Raw genomic sequence first — 17,032 nt, forward strand, 5'->3', positions numbered from 1 at the left:
CACGATTCCGTTTGATCACGGGAGGGATCGATCGTCGCGGAACATGGTTGATGACGATCGTTGGGTGAAGGTCGGCAAGAACATGACAAATCAACAACAATTGGCCGCAGCGAGCAGCAACCTCGAACTGCTCGACCGCTATTGGCGCGCCGCGAACTATCTCTCCGTCGGGCAAATCTATCTCCTCGACAATCCGCTGCTGCGCGAGCCCTTACGGCCCGAGCACATCAAGCCGCGTTTGCTCGGCCATTGGGGCACGACGCCCGGTTTGAACTTCATTTATGCCCATCTCAACCGCGTCATCCGCGCGCTGGACCTGAACGTGATCTATGTCTGCGGTCCCGGGCACGGCGGCCCCGGCATGGTCGCCAACACCTATCTCGAAGGCAGCTACAGCGAGCTCTATCCCGATATCGCGCGCGATACCGAGGGGTTGCGCAAGCTGTTCAGGCAATTCTCCTTCCCCGGCGGCATCCCGAGTCACGCGGCGCCGGAAACGCCGGGCTCGATCCACGAAGGCGGTGAGCTCGGTTACGCGCTGGTGCATGCCTATGGCGCGGCCTTCGACAATCCCGACCTGATCGTCGCCTGTGTCGTCGGTGACGGCGAGGCCGAGACCGGCCCGCTCGCCGCGTCCTGGCACTCCAACAAATTCCTCAATCCTGCGCATGACGGCGCGGTGCTGCCGATCCTGCATCTCAACGGTTACAAGATTGCCAATCCGACCGTGCTCGGCCGGATGCGCGACGACGAGATCCGCGATCTCTTCCGCGGGCTCGGCCACGAGCCGCTGTTCGTCGAGGGCGACGATCCCAAATTGATGCACCGGGCCATGGCAGACGCGCTCGACGTCGCGCTCGTCAGCATCCGGTCGATCCAGCAGCACGCCCGCGACGGCCGCAAGAGCGTCGAACGCCCGCGCTGGCCGATGATCGTGCTGCGCAGCCCGAAGGGCTGGACCGGCCCCAAGGAAGTCGACGGCAAGAAGGTGGAGGGCTTTTGGCGGGCGCATCAGGTGCCCGTCGCGAACTGTCGCGAGAACCCGGCGCATCTGAAGATTCTCGAAGACTGGATGCGCAGCTACGAGCCGGAAAAGCTGTTCGACGCGAACGGCGCGCTCATTGCCGAGCTCCAGGCGCTCGCGCCCGAAGCCAATCGCCGCATGGGCGCCAATCCGCACGCCAATGGCGGCCTTCTGAAGAAGGAGCTGAAGCTGCCGGACTTCCGCAGTTTCGCCGTCGAAGTAGCGCAGCCGGGCGGCGTCGTGGCGGAGGCAACCCGCGAGCTCGGGAAATTCCTGCGCGACGTCATCCGCCTCAACGCCGATGCCCGCAACTTCCGCATCATGGGCCCGGACGAGACTGCGTCGAACCGGCTCGATGCGGTGTTCGAGGCCACCGAACGCGTCTGGATGGAGCCGACAAAACCTTACGACGTGCATCTCGCCCAGGACGGACGCGTGATGGAAGTCCTGAGCGAGCATCTCTGCCAGGGCTGGTTAGAGGGTTACCTGCTCACGGGCCGGCACGGCTTCTTCTCCTGCTACGAGGCGTTCATCCACATCGTGGATTCCATGTTCAACCAGCACGCCAAATGGCTGAAGGTGACCCGGCATCTGCCGTGGCGGCGACCGATCGCCTCGCTCAACTATCTGCTCACCTCGCATGTCTGGCGTCAGGACCACAACGGCTTCAGCCATCAGGATCCCGGTTTCGTCGATCTCGTCGCCAACAAGAAGGCCGACATCGTCCGCATCTACTTCCCGCCGGATGCCAACACGCTGCTGTGGATCGCCGATCACTGCCTGCGCACCTATGACCGCATCAACGTCATCGTCGCTGGCAAGCAGCCGGCGCCGCAATGGCTGTCGATGCAGGAGGCAGCCACGCATTGCGCCGCCGGCATCGGCATCTGGAGCTGGGCCGGCACGGAAGATGCGAATGGCGAGCCCGATGTCGTGATGGCCTGCGCCGGCGACGTGCCGACACTGGAAACGCTCGCTGCCGTCGACCTGCTGCGCAAGGCGCTGCCCGAGCTGAAGATCCGCGTCGTCAACGTCGTCGACCTCATGACGCTGCAACCCAGGGAGCAGCACCCGCACGGCTTGTCCGACCGCGACTTCGACGGCCTGTTCACGCGCGACAAGCCGGTGATCTTCGCCTATCACGGCTATCCTTATCTGATCCACCGGTTGACCTATAACCGCACCAACCACGCCGGCATGCACGTCCGCGGCTTTGCCGAGGAAGGCACCACGACGACGCCGTTCGACATGGTCGTGCTCAACGAGCTCGACCGCTATCACCTCGCGATCGAGGCGATCGAGCGCGTGCCGGGGCTCGCGACCAGGGCGGCGCAGGTGAAGCAGCAATTCCGCGACAAGCTGATCGAGCATTCGCGCTATGTGCGCGAATACGGCGAGGACATGCCGGAAATCCAGGAATGGGTCTGGCAGAACAGCGCCGGCGGCAACACGCCGGCAGAGGCAGGCGACTGAGGGGAGCCATGTCGAACACGGTTCTCGTTCTCAACTCGGGATCGTCGAGCATCAAATTCGGCCTGTTCGATATCTCGGCGGCCGAGCCCGCCCTGCTCTGCAAGGGCCTGCTTGACGAGCACGAGACGAAGCCGCGGCTCGTCGTGAAGAGTCCCGCGGGCGAAGACCTGTTCGAGAAACGGAGGGAAGCATCGGATGCGGCCAGCGATCATCTGTTCGCCGACGTGCTCGGCTTCATCGAGGATCGTTTCGGCGACCATCGCTTGCGCGCCGTCGGCCATCGCGTCGTCCATGGCGGTCCGGACTATTCCGCTCCGGTCGAGCTGACGGAGGATGTCACCGCAAAGCTGCAAGCGCTGACGCCGCTGGCGCCCCTGCACCAGCCGCGCTGCCTGGCTCCGGTCCGCACTATCACGGCGATCAGGCCCGACCTGACGCAGATCGCCTGCTTCGATACCGCTTTCCACCACGGCATTGCGCCGCCCGCCAGCCGCTTCGCCATTCCGCGACGTTATGAAGAGCGCGGCATCCGGCGCTACGGATTTCATGGCCTCTCGTTCGAATATGTCGCGGGACGGCTCGCCCGAATCGCGCCGCAGCTCGTGGCGAAGCGCACTGTGATCGCGCATCTCGGCAACGGCGCGAGCCTGTGCGGCTTGCGCGACGGCCGCAGCATCGACACCACGATGGGACTGACGCCGCTCGACGGGCTGGTGATGGGCACGCGCTGCGGCAGGCTCGACCCGGGCGTGCTGCTCTATCTGCAACAGCACGAGAAGATGTCGGTCGAAGATGTCCAGCACCTGCTCTACCACGAATCGGGCCTGCTCGGCGTCTCCGGCATCGCGTCGGATATGCGCATGCTGCTTGCGAGCCGCGAAGCTGCGGCGCGGGAGGCGGTCGAGCTCTTCACCTTCCGCGCCGCGCAGGAGGTGGCGGCGATGGCGACAACGCTTGCAGGGCTAGACTGCCTGGTCTTCACCGGCGGCATCGGCGAGCATGCCAGCGAAATCCGCAGCGCGATCGGTGAGCGTCTCGACTGGCTCGGCGTGCGCATCGATGCCGCTGCGAATGATGCGGCGCGCGAGCGCATCAACGATGGCGATAGCGCAGTCGATGTCTTCGTCATTCCAACGAATGAGGAACTGATGATTGCACGACATTGTGCGGCGGTGCTGCGAACAGCGAGTTGACCGGCGTTCATTCGAAGCCCTCGTCAGCAGCGTGGTTGCACGTTTTCCCGTCCTCGCGCTCGTCCGCTATCGCATCCTCCTCTTGCATGATCGCGAACGGCCGGCGCGCCGCGCAATATTGCGGCTCACCTCCGGATTAATACGGACAGGACAGGCTGGGGCGACACATTCGGCAATATCGCCGCCCCGTACGGGACATATTTGGATGCGAGGGCTGCAGCGGTTTACCATCGTCTGCCGAGGCGCGGCCGGAAAGTTGCACTCGGCAGCGCCATGTTTTATGACGCCCTCATAATGAGCTACGCTTCTCCCGAAGTGTGGACAGTGAAGCTTCCATCATGCTGAGCGTCATCATTCCGACCGAAGGCGTCGAGCAGACGGCCGTCGCAACTCTGGCCGCGCTGGTACCCGGTGCCGCCGCAGGCGTCATCCGGGAAGTGCTCCTGGTCGACGGCACCCGCAATGGCGTCATCGAGCGCGTTGCCGACGTCGCGGGCTGCCGTTTCATCGGCTTCGAAGGATCCACTCAAGGCGCCGCGCTCGCCGCCGGCGCACTCCAGGCCCGTTCGTCCTGGCTGATGTTCCTGCCCGCGGGCGCCGTGCTGGAAACCGGCTGGATCGAGGAAACCACCCAGTTCATCCAGTCCGTCTCGACCAGCGGCCGGGATCGTGCGGCCGTCTTCCGCTATGCGCGCTCGCCCTACGCCGATGCCGGCTTCCGCCACATCCTCCGGGCCCTGATGCGCAAGCTCGTCGGTCCCTTCGGCGATCAGGGACTTTTGATCGCGCGTGATCACTACGACCGCATTGGCGGCTACCCGCCCCAAGCCCGCCACTCCGAGGCACGGCTGCTCCGGCGGCTCGGCCGCTCGTCGCGGATCTTGCTGCGCAGCCGGATCGTCATGGTCGGCTGAGGCACGTCGATACTTGCCAAGGTCAAATAATTATTTGACAATGGCAAATATCGGAGGTGACCCATGTCGTTCAATCCTACCGACGACCACATCGCAGCGGTCCGCGCCTTCAACCGCTTCTACACCCGCAAGCTTGGCGTGCTCGACCAGCACCTTGGCAAGAGCCCGTTCTCGCTCAGCGAGGCCCGCGTGCTCTACGAGCTCGCGCAACGGGACGACCTTGCCGCCAAGGAGATCGGCAACGAGCTTGGCCTCGACCCCGGCTATCTCAGCCGGATCGTGCAAAGCTTCGACGAAAAGGGCCTGATCACCCGCAGGGCCCTGCCCGCGGATCGCAGGCAATACCAGCTCAGCCTCACCGCCAAGGGGCGCCAGGCCTTTGCCAAGCTGAACCTGGGCTCGCAAAATGAGGTCGCCGCAATGCTGGCTCAGCTTTCGACCAGCGATGCAACGCGGCTCACGCAGGCTATGGCGACCATCGAGGCCGTGCTGGAGCATCGAAGCCACCCCGCGGCTTTCATGCTGCGCAGCCATCGCGTCGGCGACATGGGCTGGGTCATCTCCCGGCAGGCCGCCGCCTATGCGGCCGACTACAACTGGGATATCAGCTACGAGGCCCTGGTCGCCGAGATCTGCGCACAGTTCATCAAGAACTATGACGCCGCCCGCGAGCACTGCTGGATTGCGGAAGTGGGCGGAGAGCCGGTCGGCTCTATCTTTCTGGTCAAGGCCACGGACCAGATCGCCAAGCTGCGCCTGTTGCAGGTGGAAAAGAAAGCGCGGGGACTCGGTGTCGGCCGCGCGCTGGTCGACCAATGCATCCAGGGTGCGCGCGAGAGGGGCTACAGCAAGATGACGCTGTGGACGCAAAGCATCCTGGTCGCCGCGCGTGGCATCTATCAAAGCGCAGGCTTCAAGCTCGTGAAGAGCGAGCCGCATCACAGCTTCGGGCAGGATCTGCTTGGGGAAACGTGGGAGCGGGATCTGTAGAACTCTCGCAACGAGCGAGAGGCGCATGTATGCGCCCTCGCCCCTTGTGGGAGAGGGCAGCGATGCTGCCAGACGCACACTCACTAGGGCGAGGGGTATGTCTCCGAGCACTCCGTGCCGATAGATACCCAAGCTTCGCTTCGGCATTCTTTAAGGACGGGCGGCCGAAGGCGGCCTATGCCACCTTCCCCGCATCCGCCTTCGCTAAAGCTTCGGCCGACATGAGCGGAGAAGAAATGTCCAACTACACCGTCGCGCCCTGGGCCTTCGGCCGGCGCAGATGCTCGTCCAGCCGTGGCATGATCTCGACGAAATTGCAGGGGCGGGTGCGGTAGTCGAGTTGGGCTTTGAGAATGCCGTCCCAGCCGTCGCGGCAGGCACCGGGCGAACCTGGGAGGCAGAAGATGTAGGTTGCGCCCGCGACGCCGGCCGTGGCGCGGCTCTGGATCGTCGACGTTCCGATCTTGGCGTGGCTCAGCATGTGGAATGAGATCGAGAAACCGTCCATGCGCTTCTCGAACAAGGGCTCGATCGCCTCCGGCGTGACGTCGCGCCCGGTGAAACCGGTGCCGCCGGTGGTGATGACGACGTCGACACCTGCGTCCGCAATCCAGCGGCGGATGACGGTGCGGATCGCCTCGACGTCATCGGTGACGATCTCGCGCGCGGCGAGATGATGGCCGGCAGCGGTGAGACGGTCGGCCAGGGTCTGGCCGGATTTATCATCCGCCAGCGCGCGCGTGTCCGACACGGTGAGCACCGCGATGTTGAGCGGGACGAACTGTTTTGTTTCGTCGATGGAGGTCATTGCAACGCACCTTCTTCACAGACCACTGACGTCATCCTGAGGTGCGCGCTCTTGCGCCCTCGAAGGATGGGCCACGGGCTCGCCATCCTTCGAGGCTCGCCAATTGGCGAGCACCTCAGGATGACGGATAACCCCTACTGTCCGCCCCCAAACGTGTTGCAGGCCTGGACGGTGCCCTGCTGGTAGCCGGTCATGAACCATTGTTTGCGTTGCGCCGCCGAGCCGTGGGTGAAGGAATCGGGCACGACGCGGCCTGTGGACTGGCGCTGCAGCGTGTCGTCGCCGATCGCGCTCGCCGTGGTGAGTGCGGCGTCGATGTCGCCCGGCTCCAGGAAGTTCGGCCGCTTCTTCGCCTCGCGATTGACCCAGACACCGGACAGGCAGTCGGCCTGCAATTCGACCTTCACCTGCAGCGCATTGGCCTCCGCCTTGCTGCCGGCCTGCTGCTGCAGCCGCGTCACGCGCGGAATGATGCCGAGCAGGTTCTGGATGTGATGGCCGGCCTCATGGGCGATGATGTAGGCGGTGGTGAAGTTACAGGCCGACTTGCCGGAGCAGCCGCGAAAACGCGTCTCGACCTCTCGGAAGAAACCGGTGTCGAGGAAGATGGTCCTGTCGGGCGGACAATAGAACGGTCCCATCGCCGACTCCGCCCGGCCGCAGCGCCCGCCATTGGTGACGTTGCGGAACAGCACGACCTTTGGACCGGTAAAGGACTGGCCGGAGGCCTGGAAGATCTCGCTCCAGCGATCGTCGATCTCGCCGAGGATGCCGGAGATCATGCTGCCCATCTCGTCTGTCGGCGCGCCGCGCTTGCCGTTGGACGACGATTGGCGATCGGTCTGGTAGGACGGCGCCTGGCCGCCGCCGGTGAGTATCTCGGCGCCGCCGATCAGGATGCGCGGATCGATGCCGAAGGCGTAGCCGACCAGGCCGAGCACGATGATGGTACCGATCCCAAGCCCGCCGCCGCCCATGGGGAGGCCGAACCCGCCTCCTCCACCGCCGCCGCCACCATCGTCGCGACGATCCTCGATGTCGTCGCTGCGGCGGAAATCATCGTAGCGCATGGCGGCTTCCCTCGGTCCTAGCTCAATTCGGCGCGAAAGCGCGAAAGCTCAACGCGCCACATACGTTTCCGTTGCGTTAATCAATATCCCGCTCGGCAATTATTGCCTAGTGCGACAGCATGGCAATGCCAGCAATTTTTTCCGGGCATCGAGCAATTTTTTCCGAGAGGAATTTTGAGTCTTTTTGCGCTCCGATCACAGCCGCAACGCGAAGAAACGCGAAATACACTGCAAAACATGGAGAATGCGCGGAGCGAGCCGCGTGCAAGGCGCGATGTGAGGGCTGTTCACGAAAGCCACGGGTTAAGTCGATTTTTACTTTGCCGCTTCAATGTAACGGTCAGTCGGTTGTTTGGTCCCGCGTCGCCGACAGCGTCGCCTGAGTCAGAGTTCTTGAGTCATGGTAGAGTCGCGTCGCGGGGCGTCTGCAAAGGCGCCCCGCACAAATTTTGAGTCTCCTTCGCACAGCATCGTCCTCGGCGATTGCGTCGCCGAGATGTCGAAGCTTCAGGCTGGTTCGGTCGACCTGGTGTTCGCCGATCCACCCTACAATCTCCAGCTTAAGGGCGATCTCAAGCGCCCCGACGAATCTCATGTCGATGCGGTCGACGACGACTGGGACAAGTTCGATTCGTTCTCCGCCTATGACGATTTCACCCGCGCCTGGCTGCTCGCCGCCCGCCGCGCGATGAAGCCGTCGGCGACGATCTGGGTGATCGGCTCCTATCACAACATCTTCCGCGTCGGCGCGATCATGCAGGACCTCGGCTTCTGGCTGCTGAACGACATCGTCTGGCGCAAGACCAACCCGATGCCGAATTTCCGCGGCCGCCGCTTCACCAATGCGCACGAGACCATGATCTGGGCCGCGCGGGACGAGAAGGCCAAGGGCTACACGTTCAACTACGAGGCGCTGAAGGCCGCCAACGAGGACGTGCAGGCACGGTCCGACTGGCTGATCCCGCTTTGCACCGGCGAGGAGCGCCTCAAGGGCGCCGACGGCAAGAAAGTGCACCCGACGCAGAAACCGGAAGGCCTGCTGGCGCGCGTGCTGCTGTCGTCCTCCAAACCCGGCGATCTCGTGATCGATCCCTTCAATGGCACCGGCACCACCGGCGCGGTCGCAAAGCGCCTCGGCCGCTCCTATATCGGCTTCGAGCGCAACAAGACCTATGCGAAAGCGGCCGAAGCGCGCATCGCCGCGATCGAGCCGCTTCCGGAGGCAAGCCTCGCCCCGTTCATGACGGCGCGCGAAGCGCCGCGTGTGGCGTTCTCCGAGCTGATCGAGCGTGGCATGATCATGCCCGGCACCAAGCTGTTCGACGCGAAGAAGAAACTCGGCGCGCTGGTGCGTGCCGACGGCGCCATCATGTTCGGCGACAAGGTCGGCTCCATCCACCGCATGGGCGCAGTGGCGCAGGGCGCGCAAGCCTGCAACGGCTGGACCTTCTGGCACATCGAGACCAAGAAGGGCCTTAAGCTGATCGACGAGCTGCGCGCCGAGATCCGCGCCGGCATGGCGGCGGGGTAGCCTTCCTTTCGTCGTCCCGGAGCGCGCCTCCTGGCGCGGCCCCGGAATGACGAGACTGGTTGAATACAGCGGCCGGCGGGACTAGATTGACCGCCTACGCCCCGTCTTGATCGGTCGAGCCATGCGACGACAGTCCGAGACATTGCTGCTGGTGCCGCTGCTGCCGATCTTTCTGGTCGGCATGTTTCCGATGTTCCTGATCGCGCTGCTGGGATTTTTCGGCCTCGCCTTGTTCGGCGTGCTCGTGGTCTGTGTCGGGCTCGCCAGCAGCAACGAGGCCCACGACAGCTTCAATCACGACGTCATCGTTCACGGCTACGCGCGCGGATCGGAGCGCGCGGCGCGGGCCTCCGACATGCATATCGCTACCCGGCTCGGGTTGCGCCTGGAGGTCGTGGGCGCGGCCATGGTCATTACGGCGGCGATCGGCCTTTGTTACGCCGGCTGATCTGCGTGACGCGCAGACGCCGCCCGGCAAACTCGCCGGTTGCCCTCCCCGATAAGGTTCAGGCAAGACAAGGCCGCTTGCGGACATGTTGCTGACTCCACTCTCAGCCAACAAACACAGGGGAGATGCCCGATGCTCAAATTCTATTTCAACGGTTCGCCGAACCCGACCAAGGTCGCGCTTTATCTCGAAGAGGCCGGCCTGCCCTTCGAGCCGGTGAAGATCGACACCCGCACGGGCGAGCAGTTCACGCCGGACTACCTGAAGATCAATCCGAACGGCAAGGTGCCGGCGATCGACGACAACGGCACCATCGTGTTCGATTCCAACGCCATCCTGCTGTATCTCGCCGAGAAGACCGGCAAATTCCTGCCGGCCGCCAATGTTCGCGGCGAGATGCTGTCATGGCTGATGTTCGTCGCCACCGGCGTCGGGCCGTATTCGGGCCAGGCCGTGCACTTCAAGCATTTTGCGCCGAAAGACCAGAACCACGACTACGCGCATAACCGCTATCAGTTCGAGACCGATCGCCATTACAAGATTCTCGACGGCCACCTCAAAGGCCGCCGCTACATGGTCGGCGACAGCTATTCGATCGTCGACATGGCGCTGTGGGGTTGGGCGCGGATGGTGCCGTTCAAGCTCGGCGACGATGCCTTCGCGCGATACCCGAACGTCAAGCGGCTGGTGGACGAGGTCACGGCGCGGCCCGCGGCGGCGCGCGCGATCGCGCTGAAGGACAAGTTCACCTTCAAGGCGGAGATGGACGACGAGGCCCGCAGCAACATGTTCAAGCACATGACGACGAAAGTCGCCTGATCGTCTCAGGTCACAATGCGAGGCCACGCGCGTGCGCGTGGCCTTTTGCTTCTTGAGGCTCAGGCGGCGTGGGCCGAGTTCAGGAAGTTGGCGACTTCCTGCTTCAAGCGGTTGCTGTCGGCCGACAGCGAGCGTGCCGCCGAGAGCACCTGCGAAGACGCCGAGCCGGTCTCGGACGCCCCGCGCTGCACGTCGCCGATGTTGGACGACACGAGTTGCGTGCCTTGGGCCGCCTGCTGGACGTTGCGGGAGATCTCCCGCGTCGCCGCACCCTGCTCCTCCACGGCGGCGGCGACCGTCGACGAGATCTCCGACAGCCGCTCGATGGTGCCGCTGATTTCCCTGATCGAGCCGACCGACTCCTCCGTCGCAGCCTGGATGCCCGAGACCTGCTGGGCGATCTCACCGGTGGCCCTCGCGGTCTGCTCGGCGAGCGCCTTGACCTCCGAGGCGACTACGGCGAAGCCGCGGCCGGCTTCACCCGCGCGCGCCGCCTCGATGGTGGCGTTCAGCGCCAGGAGGTTGGTTTGGCCGGCGATGGTGCTGATCAACTCGACCACGTCGCCGATGCGGGCTGCAGCCTTGGAGAGCTCGCTGACGCGCGCGTTGGTCTTGCTTACCTGACCGACGGCTTCGCCCGCTATGCGCGCCGATTCCTGCACCTGGCGCGCGATCTCCGTCACCGAGGAGGACAACTCCTCGGTCGCGGAGGCGACCGCCTGCACATTGGCCGAGGCTTCCTGGGAGGCGGATTGCACTTCGGTGGAGAGATCCTGAGCGCGCCTCGCGGTCGCGGTCAGGGTGCCGGCCGAGCCCTCGAGCTCGTGCGATGCCGAGGATACGGTATCGACGATCTCGCCCACCGCCTGCTCGAACTGACTGGCGAGCCGGGCCATGTCGGCCTTGCGGCTCTCGGCCTGCCGGGCCTCGGTTGCGGTCTGCTCTTGGCGCAGCCGTTCGGTCTCGATCATGTTTGTCTTGAAGACGTCGATCGCCTTGGCCATGTCGCCGATCTCGTCGACCTTGCCGCGCGAGGGGATCTCGACGGCGAGATTGCCGCCGGCAAGCAGCCCCATTGCGCGCGTCATCGAGGTCAGCGGCCGCACGATGCTGCGGGCGGTCAGGAAGGCGACGATCAGTCCGAACAGGACGGCGAGGCCGCCCGCGATCTCCTGCAGCGAGGTCGTGCCGTCGATCACAGCATCGGCCGCGGTGCGCGAATCATTGTAATCCGTCTTCAAGGCGGTTTCCGCGACCTTGAGCTTGGCTATGCTGGCGGAGATGAGCGGTGCGAGATCCTTGTGGTAGATCTCGTCGGACCGCAGCATCGCCGCAGAGGTGGTTTCGAACGCGGATTTGTAGATACCAAGGGCGGTCTTCACAGGCGTCAGAGACGAGCGAAGGTCCGCCGCCTGCGGGCTCCTTTCGACGGCCGCCAGCCGCTGCACCGCCCTGTCGACATTGGTTCTGAAGGCGGTGGGCCCGTTGGCGTCGCGCAGAGCGAGGAAGCGCCAGTTCGCGATTCGAACCAGCAGGACCCGGGACTCGAGGTCCGCGACGAGCGACACCGTGTCGTCGTCGGCGGCGGCACGGGCCACATCGACCAGCTTGGCCATCTTGACGGTCAGCTCTTCGCCACTCGGCAACAGCGTCGCCTTGCCGGTCCGCGCCTCGTTGACGGCGTCGCCGAGACTGTCGCGCAGGCTTTTCATTTTGGCGATGTCGGCGATCAGATCGTCGTAGAGCTTCCGCCGCTCCTCCGAGAGGGTGCCCTTTGCTCCCAGCTGCAACAGCCCGGTCGCCGCGGCCTCTCGCTCGGCAGCCTCCCGCATCGCAGGCTCGTTGGCGTCGTAAATGTAGCGCAGATTGGCCCGCTGGATGGCCTGAAGATGGGTCGATATCTCCAGGACGCGCGCCGTGCTGTCCGACAACGCGGAGAGTTTTGCGACCTGATCCTGGACGGATCGCAAATTCCAGATGGCGACCACCGCCATCACAAGACCAACCGCCACCAAGGCCATGAAACCTGCGTACAGGCGTCCCCTGATCCGCAAACGAAAACTCGGCATTCCCACTGTCCACCCAGATGCATGTCAATTCGAGCGGCCGGCCTAATCCGGCGATCGTCACCGGCCACTCTGGCAGCCGCGCGTCGCGTTGTTCGCGACCCACGCTGCACCGCGACACAATGGGGGACACTCGTTAATTGAACCTTCAAATTTTTCGCGCGCGCATCCGTCGGATGGTACAACATCTGCTGATTTTATCGGCAGGTGAGCAAGGTTTTAGCGAGAAGCCCGCAGCGGCATGCAGGCCGCTGCAGCTGGTCCGGCCTGCGCCAGACCAACACGCCCCTCGCCGACCGCGGCGGACGGCACCGGTCGACGGAGGCGACGCTGCTCGATCCGCTCAGCTCGCGGCCCTCACGGCCGTTTGTGGAAACGGACCAAGGGCCTTCTCGGTCAGCACCGAGTCGCAATATTCCCGGATCTCCTTGATCTTGCCGTCCTCGAGACGAAACACGAGACAATAGTCGTTGTCGTAGCGCACGCCTTCTGGCGTGACATTGTCGCCCTTTGCTTCGATGACGACGATATCGCCGTCGGCGATGAAGCGATGAGCGACCGTCCGCGTCCGGTCGACAAGGCGGGTCCGCACATAGCCGTGCAGATCGTTGAGGATCGCCTGTTTGCCCGAAAAGGTGCGCGACCAGGAATACTGGCCGGTCACGATCCATTTGGCGTCGTCGGCAAGACTTTCGGTGAACAAGCCACGGTCGCGCGCAGCCGGATCGGGGCTGGCGGCGGCTGCAAAGATATCCTGCATCAGTTTCTTGTTGGCGCTCGCGCTCATGGCGGCATCTCCTTTGGTGAGAACACGGAAATCATCGCCGCCGGTGCTAAATTCTTCAAATCGATAGTGGATATGATATCTATTCGCCTCATGAATTTGAATTCGCTCGACCTCAATCTCCTGACCGCGCTCGACGCGCTGCTGCGCGAGGCCAGCGTCAGCCGCGCCGCATTGCGGATCGGGCTGTCGCAGCCGGCGGCGAGTCATGCGCTCCAGCGTCTGCGCGACATCCTTGGCGATCCGCTCTTGGTACGCACAGGCGCGCGGATGGAGTTGACGCCGCGGGCGCAAGCCTTGCGCGCGCCGCTGGCGCAGGCGCTCGACCAGGTGCGCGGGCTGTTCGTATCGGATGAATTCGATGCGGCGCGCAGCGAGCGGCAATTCCGACTGATGATGCCGGACCTCGCGGTCGAGCTGTTGATGCCGCCCTTGATGGAAAAGGTGACGCAGGCCGCCCCCAACGTCCGCATCGACGTGGTGCCGTGGCGAGGACCGGCGATTTTCCACGCCGAGTTCGCCCGCACCATCGATCTCGTGATCTCGATCGGCAACGCCTTCAAGGGATTTCACCGCCAGTTGCTCTACACCGACAGCGACGCGCTGGCGGTGCGGCGCGGCCACCCCATGACCACGAAGCTGAAGCGGCGCGAGACGTTCCTGGCCGCGCGCCATGTCGGCGTGATCATCCGCGGCCAGCCGGAGGACCTCATCGACACTTGGCTGGGCACCAAGGGCATAGACCGGCATATCGCTCTCGTCGTCCCGGGTTATCTCGAAGCGCTGCACGTCGCCGCCCGTACCGACCTCGTCGCCTTCGTGCCGCGCCGGTTGATCGCGGCGCTGTCCAAGCAGCTCGGCCTCGTCACGGTGACGCCGCCGCTCGACCCCGGCATCGATGAGCAGTTCATGTTCTACCCGACCCGCGCCCAGATGGATCCGGGCTCGATCTGGTTGCGGCGGCTAATGCTGGAGACGGGACGGGATTTGGAGAAGAAAGGGCGCGCTGGATAGGACGCAACTTCAAAGCAAATGGTGTCGTCCCGGACAAGCGCAGCGAAGCGGAGCGCCGATCCGGGACCCATAACCACAGGACGTGGTTTGGCGAAGACTCGTGATTGTCAGCTTGCGTCACAACTTCTCCCTGTGGTTATGGGTCCCGGGTCTGCGCTGACGCTTGCCCGGCACGACAGGGGAATATATTGCCGCGCTCCTACGCCTTCTGCGCGTCCATCACCTTGCGCACGGCGGGGCGGTCGGACATGCGCTTGAAATGGTCGGCGATCTTGGGCGTCGCGTTGATGTCGACGCTGTCGCCTTCGAGCCAGGTCGACAGGGTGTAAAGATAAGGATCGCAGATCGTGTATTGCTCGCCCATCACCCACGGCCCCTTGTACATCTTCTGCTCGATCAGGGCGAAGCAGGCGCCCATGGTCTTCGGGATCATCGCCTTCATGTCGGCGAACGAGCTCTCTTCGCTCGCCCAGCGTGCGCCGCGCATCTTGTGGGCATGGTTGATGTGCACGGTCGAGCAGAGGTAGGAGTTGAACGACTGGACCTGGGCGAAGTCGAAGGGATCGTCGAGCGGCGCGAGCTTCGCCTTGGGGAAGGTCTGCGCGAGATAGGCGAGCATCGCCGGGGTCTCGGTCAAAACGCCGCGATCGGTCACCAGCGCGGGGACGCGGCCTTTCGGGTTGATCGCGAGGTACTCCACGCTGTTCTGCTGGTTGTCCTTGAAGCTCAGCCGCTCCGCCGCGTAGTCGGCGCCGGCTTCTTCCAGGGTGATGTAGGTGGCGAGCGCGCAGGTGCCGGTGGCGTAGTAGAGCTTGAGCATGTCGGACCTCATGGGAAAGCCGGAAGGTAACGGCTGCGGGCCCCGAGGTCCATAGCACGAACCTCTCTTCGCAGTTGCCCACCGGCGCCCGGCTGTGCCAAGACGCCCCGAGTTGGAGGGGCTTTCCCATGACCGTACTCATCGCCGGTGGCGGCATCGGCGGGCTGACGCTTGCGCTCAGCCTGCACGGAGTCGGCGTTCCCGTGAAAGTGTTCGAGAGCGCCGCCGAACTGCGGCCGCTCGGTGTCGGCATCAACGTGCTGCCGCACGCGGTGCGCGAGCTGATCGAGCTCGGGCTGATGGACAAGCTCGATGCCAGGGGCGTGCGCACCCGCGAGCTTGCCTATTTCTCCAAGCACGGCAAGCCGATCTGGAGCGAGCCGCGCGGGCTGGAGGCCGGCTATAAATGGCCGCAGTTTTCGATCCATCGCGGCACGCTCCAGCAATTGCTGCTCGACACCGCCATCGAGCGCCTCGGCCGCGACAACATCCTCACCAGCCATCATCTGACCGGCTGGAGCGAAACCGCCGACGGCGTGCGCGCCGATTTCGTCGACAAGGCCACCGGCAAGGCCGCGGGGACTTACGACGGCACGATCCTGATCGCCGCGGACGGCATCCATTCCGCCGCGCGAGAAAAACTCTATCCCGACGAAGGCCCGCCGATCTGGAACGGCCGCATCCTGTGGCGCGGCGTCACGCCCGCAAAAGCCTTCCTCAGCGGCCGCACCATGATCATGGCCGGTCACGAGATCCTGAAATTCGTCTGCTATCCGATCTCGAAGGAACTGGACGCCGCGGGCAACCATCTGATCAACTGGGTTGCCGAGCGCCACATGCCGCCGACCTATCAATGGCGGCGCGAGGACTATAACCGCACCGCGCGGCTGGAGGAGTTCTTACCCTGGTTCGAGAGCTGGCAGTTCGACTGGCTCGACGTGCCCGGCCTGATCAAGAACTGCCCGCACGCCTATGAATATCCGCTGGTCGACCGCGATCCGGTATCGCAATGGACTTTCGGCCGCGTCACGCTGATGGGCGACGCCGCACATCCAATGTATCCGATCGGATCCAACGGCGCCTCGCAGGCGATCCTCGATGCGCGCACCATCACGCGCGAGATCCTGGCGCACGGCCCGACGCAAGCGGCCCTGCTCGCCTATGAGGCCGAGCGGCGGCCTGCAACCACCAGTCTCGTCCTGCTCAACCGCAAGAACGGCCCCGAGCAGGTGATGCAGCTGGTCGAGGAGCGCGCGCCCGACGGCTACAAGGTCGTCACTGACGTGCTGTCGCAACAGGAGCTCGAGGATGTTGCCGCCAATTACAAGCGCGTCGCCGGCTTCCAGGTGGAAGCGCTGAATGCGAAGCCGCCGATCGTGAGCAAGGACGCGCGCGCGACGAAATGAGTATTCGCACGAAGCGAGACGCACGTTGATGCGCCCTCGCCCCTTGCGGGAGAGGGCAGCGACGCCGCTAGACGCAAGCTCACTCGGGTGAGAGGTCTGTCTCCGCGAGTCTAACTCTCATTTGAACTCGCCGAGACAAACCCCTCATCCGGCGCTTCGCGCCACCTTCTCCCGCAAGGGGAGAAGGAAAAAAGACTGCGCGGCAGCTATTTGCCCACCACCCTCGCCGCCTCCAGCAGCCGCTCGCTCGCCGTCGCCGTCGCCAGCAGCGTTCCGTCCTCTGCCATCAGCTTTGCCTCGACGAACGCAATCGTCTTGCCGAGCTGCGTCACCTTGGCCTCGCCGATGATCGGTCCGGGCTTTGCGGGCGCCAGGAAATTCACGGTCATGCTGATGGTGGTGGTGTAGAGCCTGCCCTCGCTCATCACCAGCACGGCGGGGCCCATCGTGTCGTCGAGCATGGCCGAGAGCATGCCGCCCTGGATGAAGCCGGCCGGATTGCAGAACTCCGGCTTGCCGTCGAAGGCGAGCTTGATCCAGCCTTCCCTGGGTCGGGCATCGAGCAGGCGCCACCCCAATAGCTCGGCACAGGGCGGCCTGGGAAAGTTGTCGAGCGCGGTCTTGATCATGCGAGCCTCCGTTGCCTACCACAGCTAACGCAGGCCTGCTGCC

The 17,032-nt window shown here is 64.3% G+C and carries 15 protein-coding genes; 9 read left to right on the top strand and 6 right to left on the bottom strand.

Annotated features, from left to right (window positions below; translation table 11 throughout):
• Positions 1–82 precede the first annotated feature (82 nt).
• The 4 genes from IVB54_RS29140 to IVB54_RS29155 all read left to right on the top strand — a co-directional run bounded on the left by IVB54_RS29140 (position 83) and on the right by IVB54_RS29155 (position 5,594).
• Positions 83–2,497 (top strand): phosphoketolase family protein, encoded by a 2,415-nt coding sequence (locus IVB54_RS29140; RefSeq protein ID WP_039799262.1) that lies wholly within the window; start codon positions 83–85, stop codon positions 2,495–2,497.
• A gap of 8 nt (positions 2,498–2,505) precedes the next feature.
• On the top strand, positions 2,506–3,690 hold the full coding sequence (locus tag IVB54_RS29145; protein ID WP_018454914.1) for an acetate/propionate family kinase: 1,185 nt from the start codon (positions 2,506–2,508) through the stop codon (positions 3,688–3,690).
• A 338-nt stretch (positions 3,691–4,028) separates the two neighbouring features.
• Entirely contained in the window at positions 4,029–4,604 is a 576-nt protein-coding gene (locus tag IVB54_RS29150) for a glycosyl transferase (protein ID WP_018454915.1), read from the top strand.
• Positions 4,605–4,667: 63 nt separating this feature from the next.
• Positions 4,668–5,594, top strand: coding sequence for a helix-turn-helix domain-containing GNAT family N-acetyltransferase (locus IVB54_RS29155; RefSeq protein WP_018454916.1), 927 nt, complete (start codon positions 4,668–4,670; stop codon positions 5,592–5,594).
• Positions 5,595–5,838: 244 nt separating this feature from the next.
• Here IVB54_RS29155 and moaB read toward each other — a convergent pair whose 3' ends face one another.
• Both moaB and IVB54_RS29165 read right to left on the bottom strand, forming a co-directional pair.
• The gene (moaB, locus tag IVB54_RS29160) at positions 5,839–6,402 is read right to left on the bottom strand and encodes a molybdenum cofactor biosynthesis protein B (RefSeq protein ID WP_018454917.1); all 564 of its coding nucleotides are present in this window, start codon (positions 6,400–6,402) and stop codon (positions 5,839–5,841) included.
• 134 nt (positions 6,403–6,536) lie between these two features.
• A complete protein-coding gene (locus tag IVB54_RS29165) occupies positions 6,537–7,472 on the bottom strand; it encodes a neutral zinc metallopeptidase (RefSeq protein ID WP_018454918.1) in 936 nt (311 codons plus the stop codon).
• 400 nt (positions 7,473–7,872) lie between these two features.
• Between IVB54_RS29165 and IVB54_RS29170 the strand changes: the two genes are divergently transcribed.
• The 3 genes from IVB54_RS29170 to IVB54_RS29180 all read left to right on the top strand — a co-directional run bounded on the left by IVB54_RS29170 (position 7,873) and on the right by IVB54_RS29180 (position 10,270).
• Entirely contained in the window at positions 7,873–9,003 is a 1,131-nt protein-coding gene (locus IVB54_RS29170) for a site-specific DNA-methyltransferase (RefSeq protein ID WP_026232842.1), read from the top strand.
• A gap of 121 nt (positions 9,004–9,124) precedes the next feature.
• A complete protein-coding gene (locus IVB54_RS29175) occupies positions 9,125–9,451 on the top strand; it encodes a hypothetical protein (RefSeq protein ID WP_018454920.1) in 327 nt (108 codons plus the stop codon).
• A 132-nt stretch (positions 9,452–9,583) separates the two neighbouring features.
• Positions 9,584–10,270, top strand: coding sequence for a glutathione S-transferase family protein (locus IVB54_RS29180; protein WP_018454921.1), 687 nt, complete (start codon positions 9,584–9,586; stop codon positions 10,268–10,270).
• 59 nt (positions 10,271–10,329) lie between these two features.
• Here the strand turns inward: IVB54_RS29180 and IVB54_RS29185 are convergent, their stop codons facing one another.
• Positions 10,330–12,339 carry a methyl-accepting chemotaxis protein gene (locus tag IVB54_RS29185; protein WP_026232843.1) on the bottom strand — a complete coding sequence of 670 codons (2,010 nt, stop codon included), beginning with the start codon at positions 12,337–12,339 and terminating at the stop codon, positions 10,330–10,332.
• Between the two features lie 340 nt (positions 12,340–12,679).
• On the bottom strand, positions 12,680–13,123 hold the full coding sequence (locus IVB54_RS29190) for a nuclear transport factor 2 family protein (RefSeq protein ID WP_018454923.1): 444 nt from the start codon (positions 13,121–13,123) through the stop codon (positions 12,680–12,682).
• A 90-nt stretch (positions 13,124–13,213) separates the two neighbouring features.
• On the opposite strand from IVB54_RS29190, the gene IVB54_RS29195 reads away from it, so the two are divergent.
• Positions 13,214–14,134: a LysR family transcriptional regulator gene (locus IVB54_RS29195; protein ID WP_018454924.1), complete on the top strand. Its 921-nt coding sequence runs from the start codon at positions 13,214–13,216 to the stop codon at positions 14,132–14,134.
• Positions 14,135–14,333: 199 nt separating this feature from the next.
• Here IVB54_RS29195 and IVB54_RS29200 read toward each other — a convergent pair whose 3' ends face one another.
• Positions 14,334–14,954 (bottom strand): glutathione S-transferase family protein, encoded by a 621-nt coding sequence (locus IVB54_RS29200; protein WP_026232844.1) that lies wholly within the window; start codon positions 14,952–14,954, stop codon positions 14,334–14,336.
• Positions 14,955–15,082: 128 nt separating this feature from the next.
• Between IVB54_RS29200 and IVB54_RS29205 the strand changes: the two genes are divergently transcribed.
• The gene (locus IVB54_RS29205; protein WP_018454926.1) at positions 15,083–16,360 is read left to right on the top strand and encodes a flavin-dependent oxidoreductase; all 1,278 of its coding nucleotides are present in this window, start codon (positions 15,083–15,085) and stop codon (positions 16,358–16,360) included.
• A gap of 206 nt (positions 16,361–16,566) precedes the next feature.
• On the opposite strand, the gene IVB54_RS29210 is transcribed toward IVB54_RS29205, so the two are convergent.
• Positions 16,567–16,989 carry a PaaI family thioesterase gene (locus IVB54_RS29210; RefSeq protein WP_018454927.1) on the bottom strand — a complete coding sequence of 141 codons (423 nt, stop codon included), beginning with the start codon at positions 16,987–16,989 and terminating at the stop codon, positions 16,567–16,569.
• Between the last annotated feature and the right edge of the window lie 43 nt (positions 16,990–17,032).

This window comes from Bradyrhizobium sp. CW1 (assembly GCF_023100665.1).
Lineage (GTDB): Bacteria > Pseudomonadota > Alphaproteobacteria > Rhizobiales > Xanthobacteraceae > Bradyrhizobium > Bradyrhizobium canariense_D.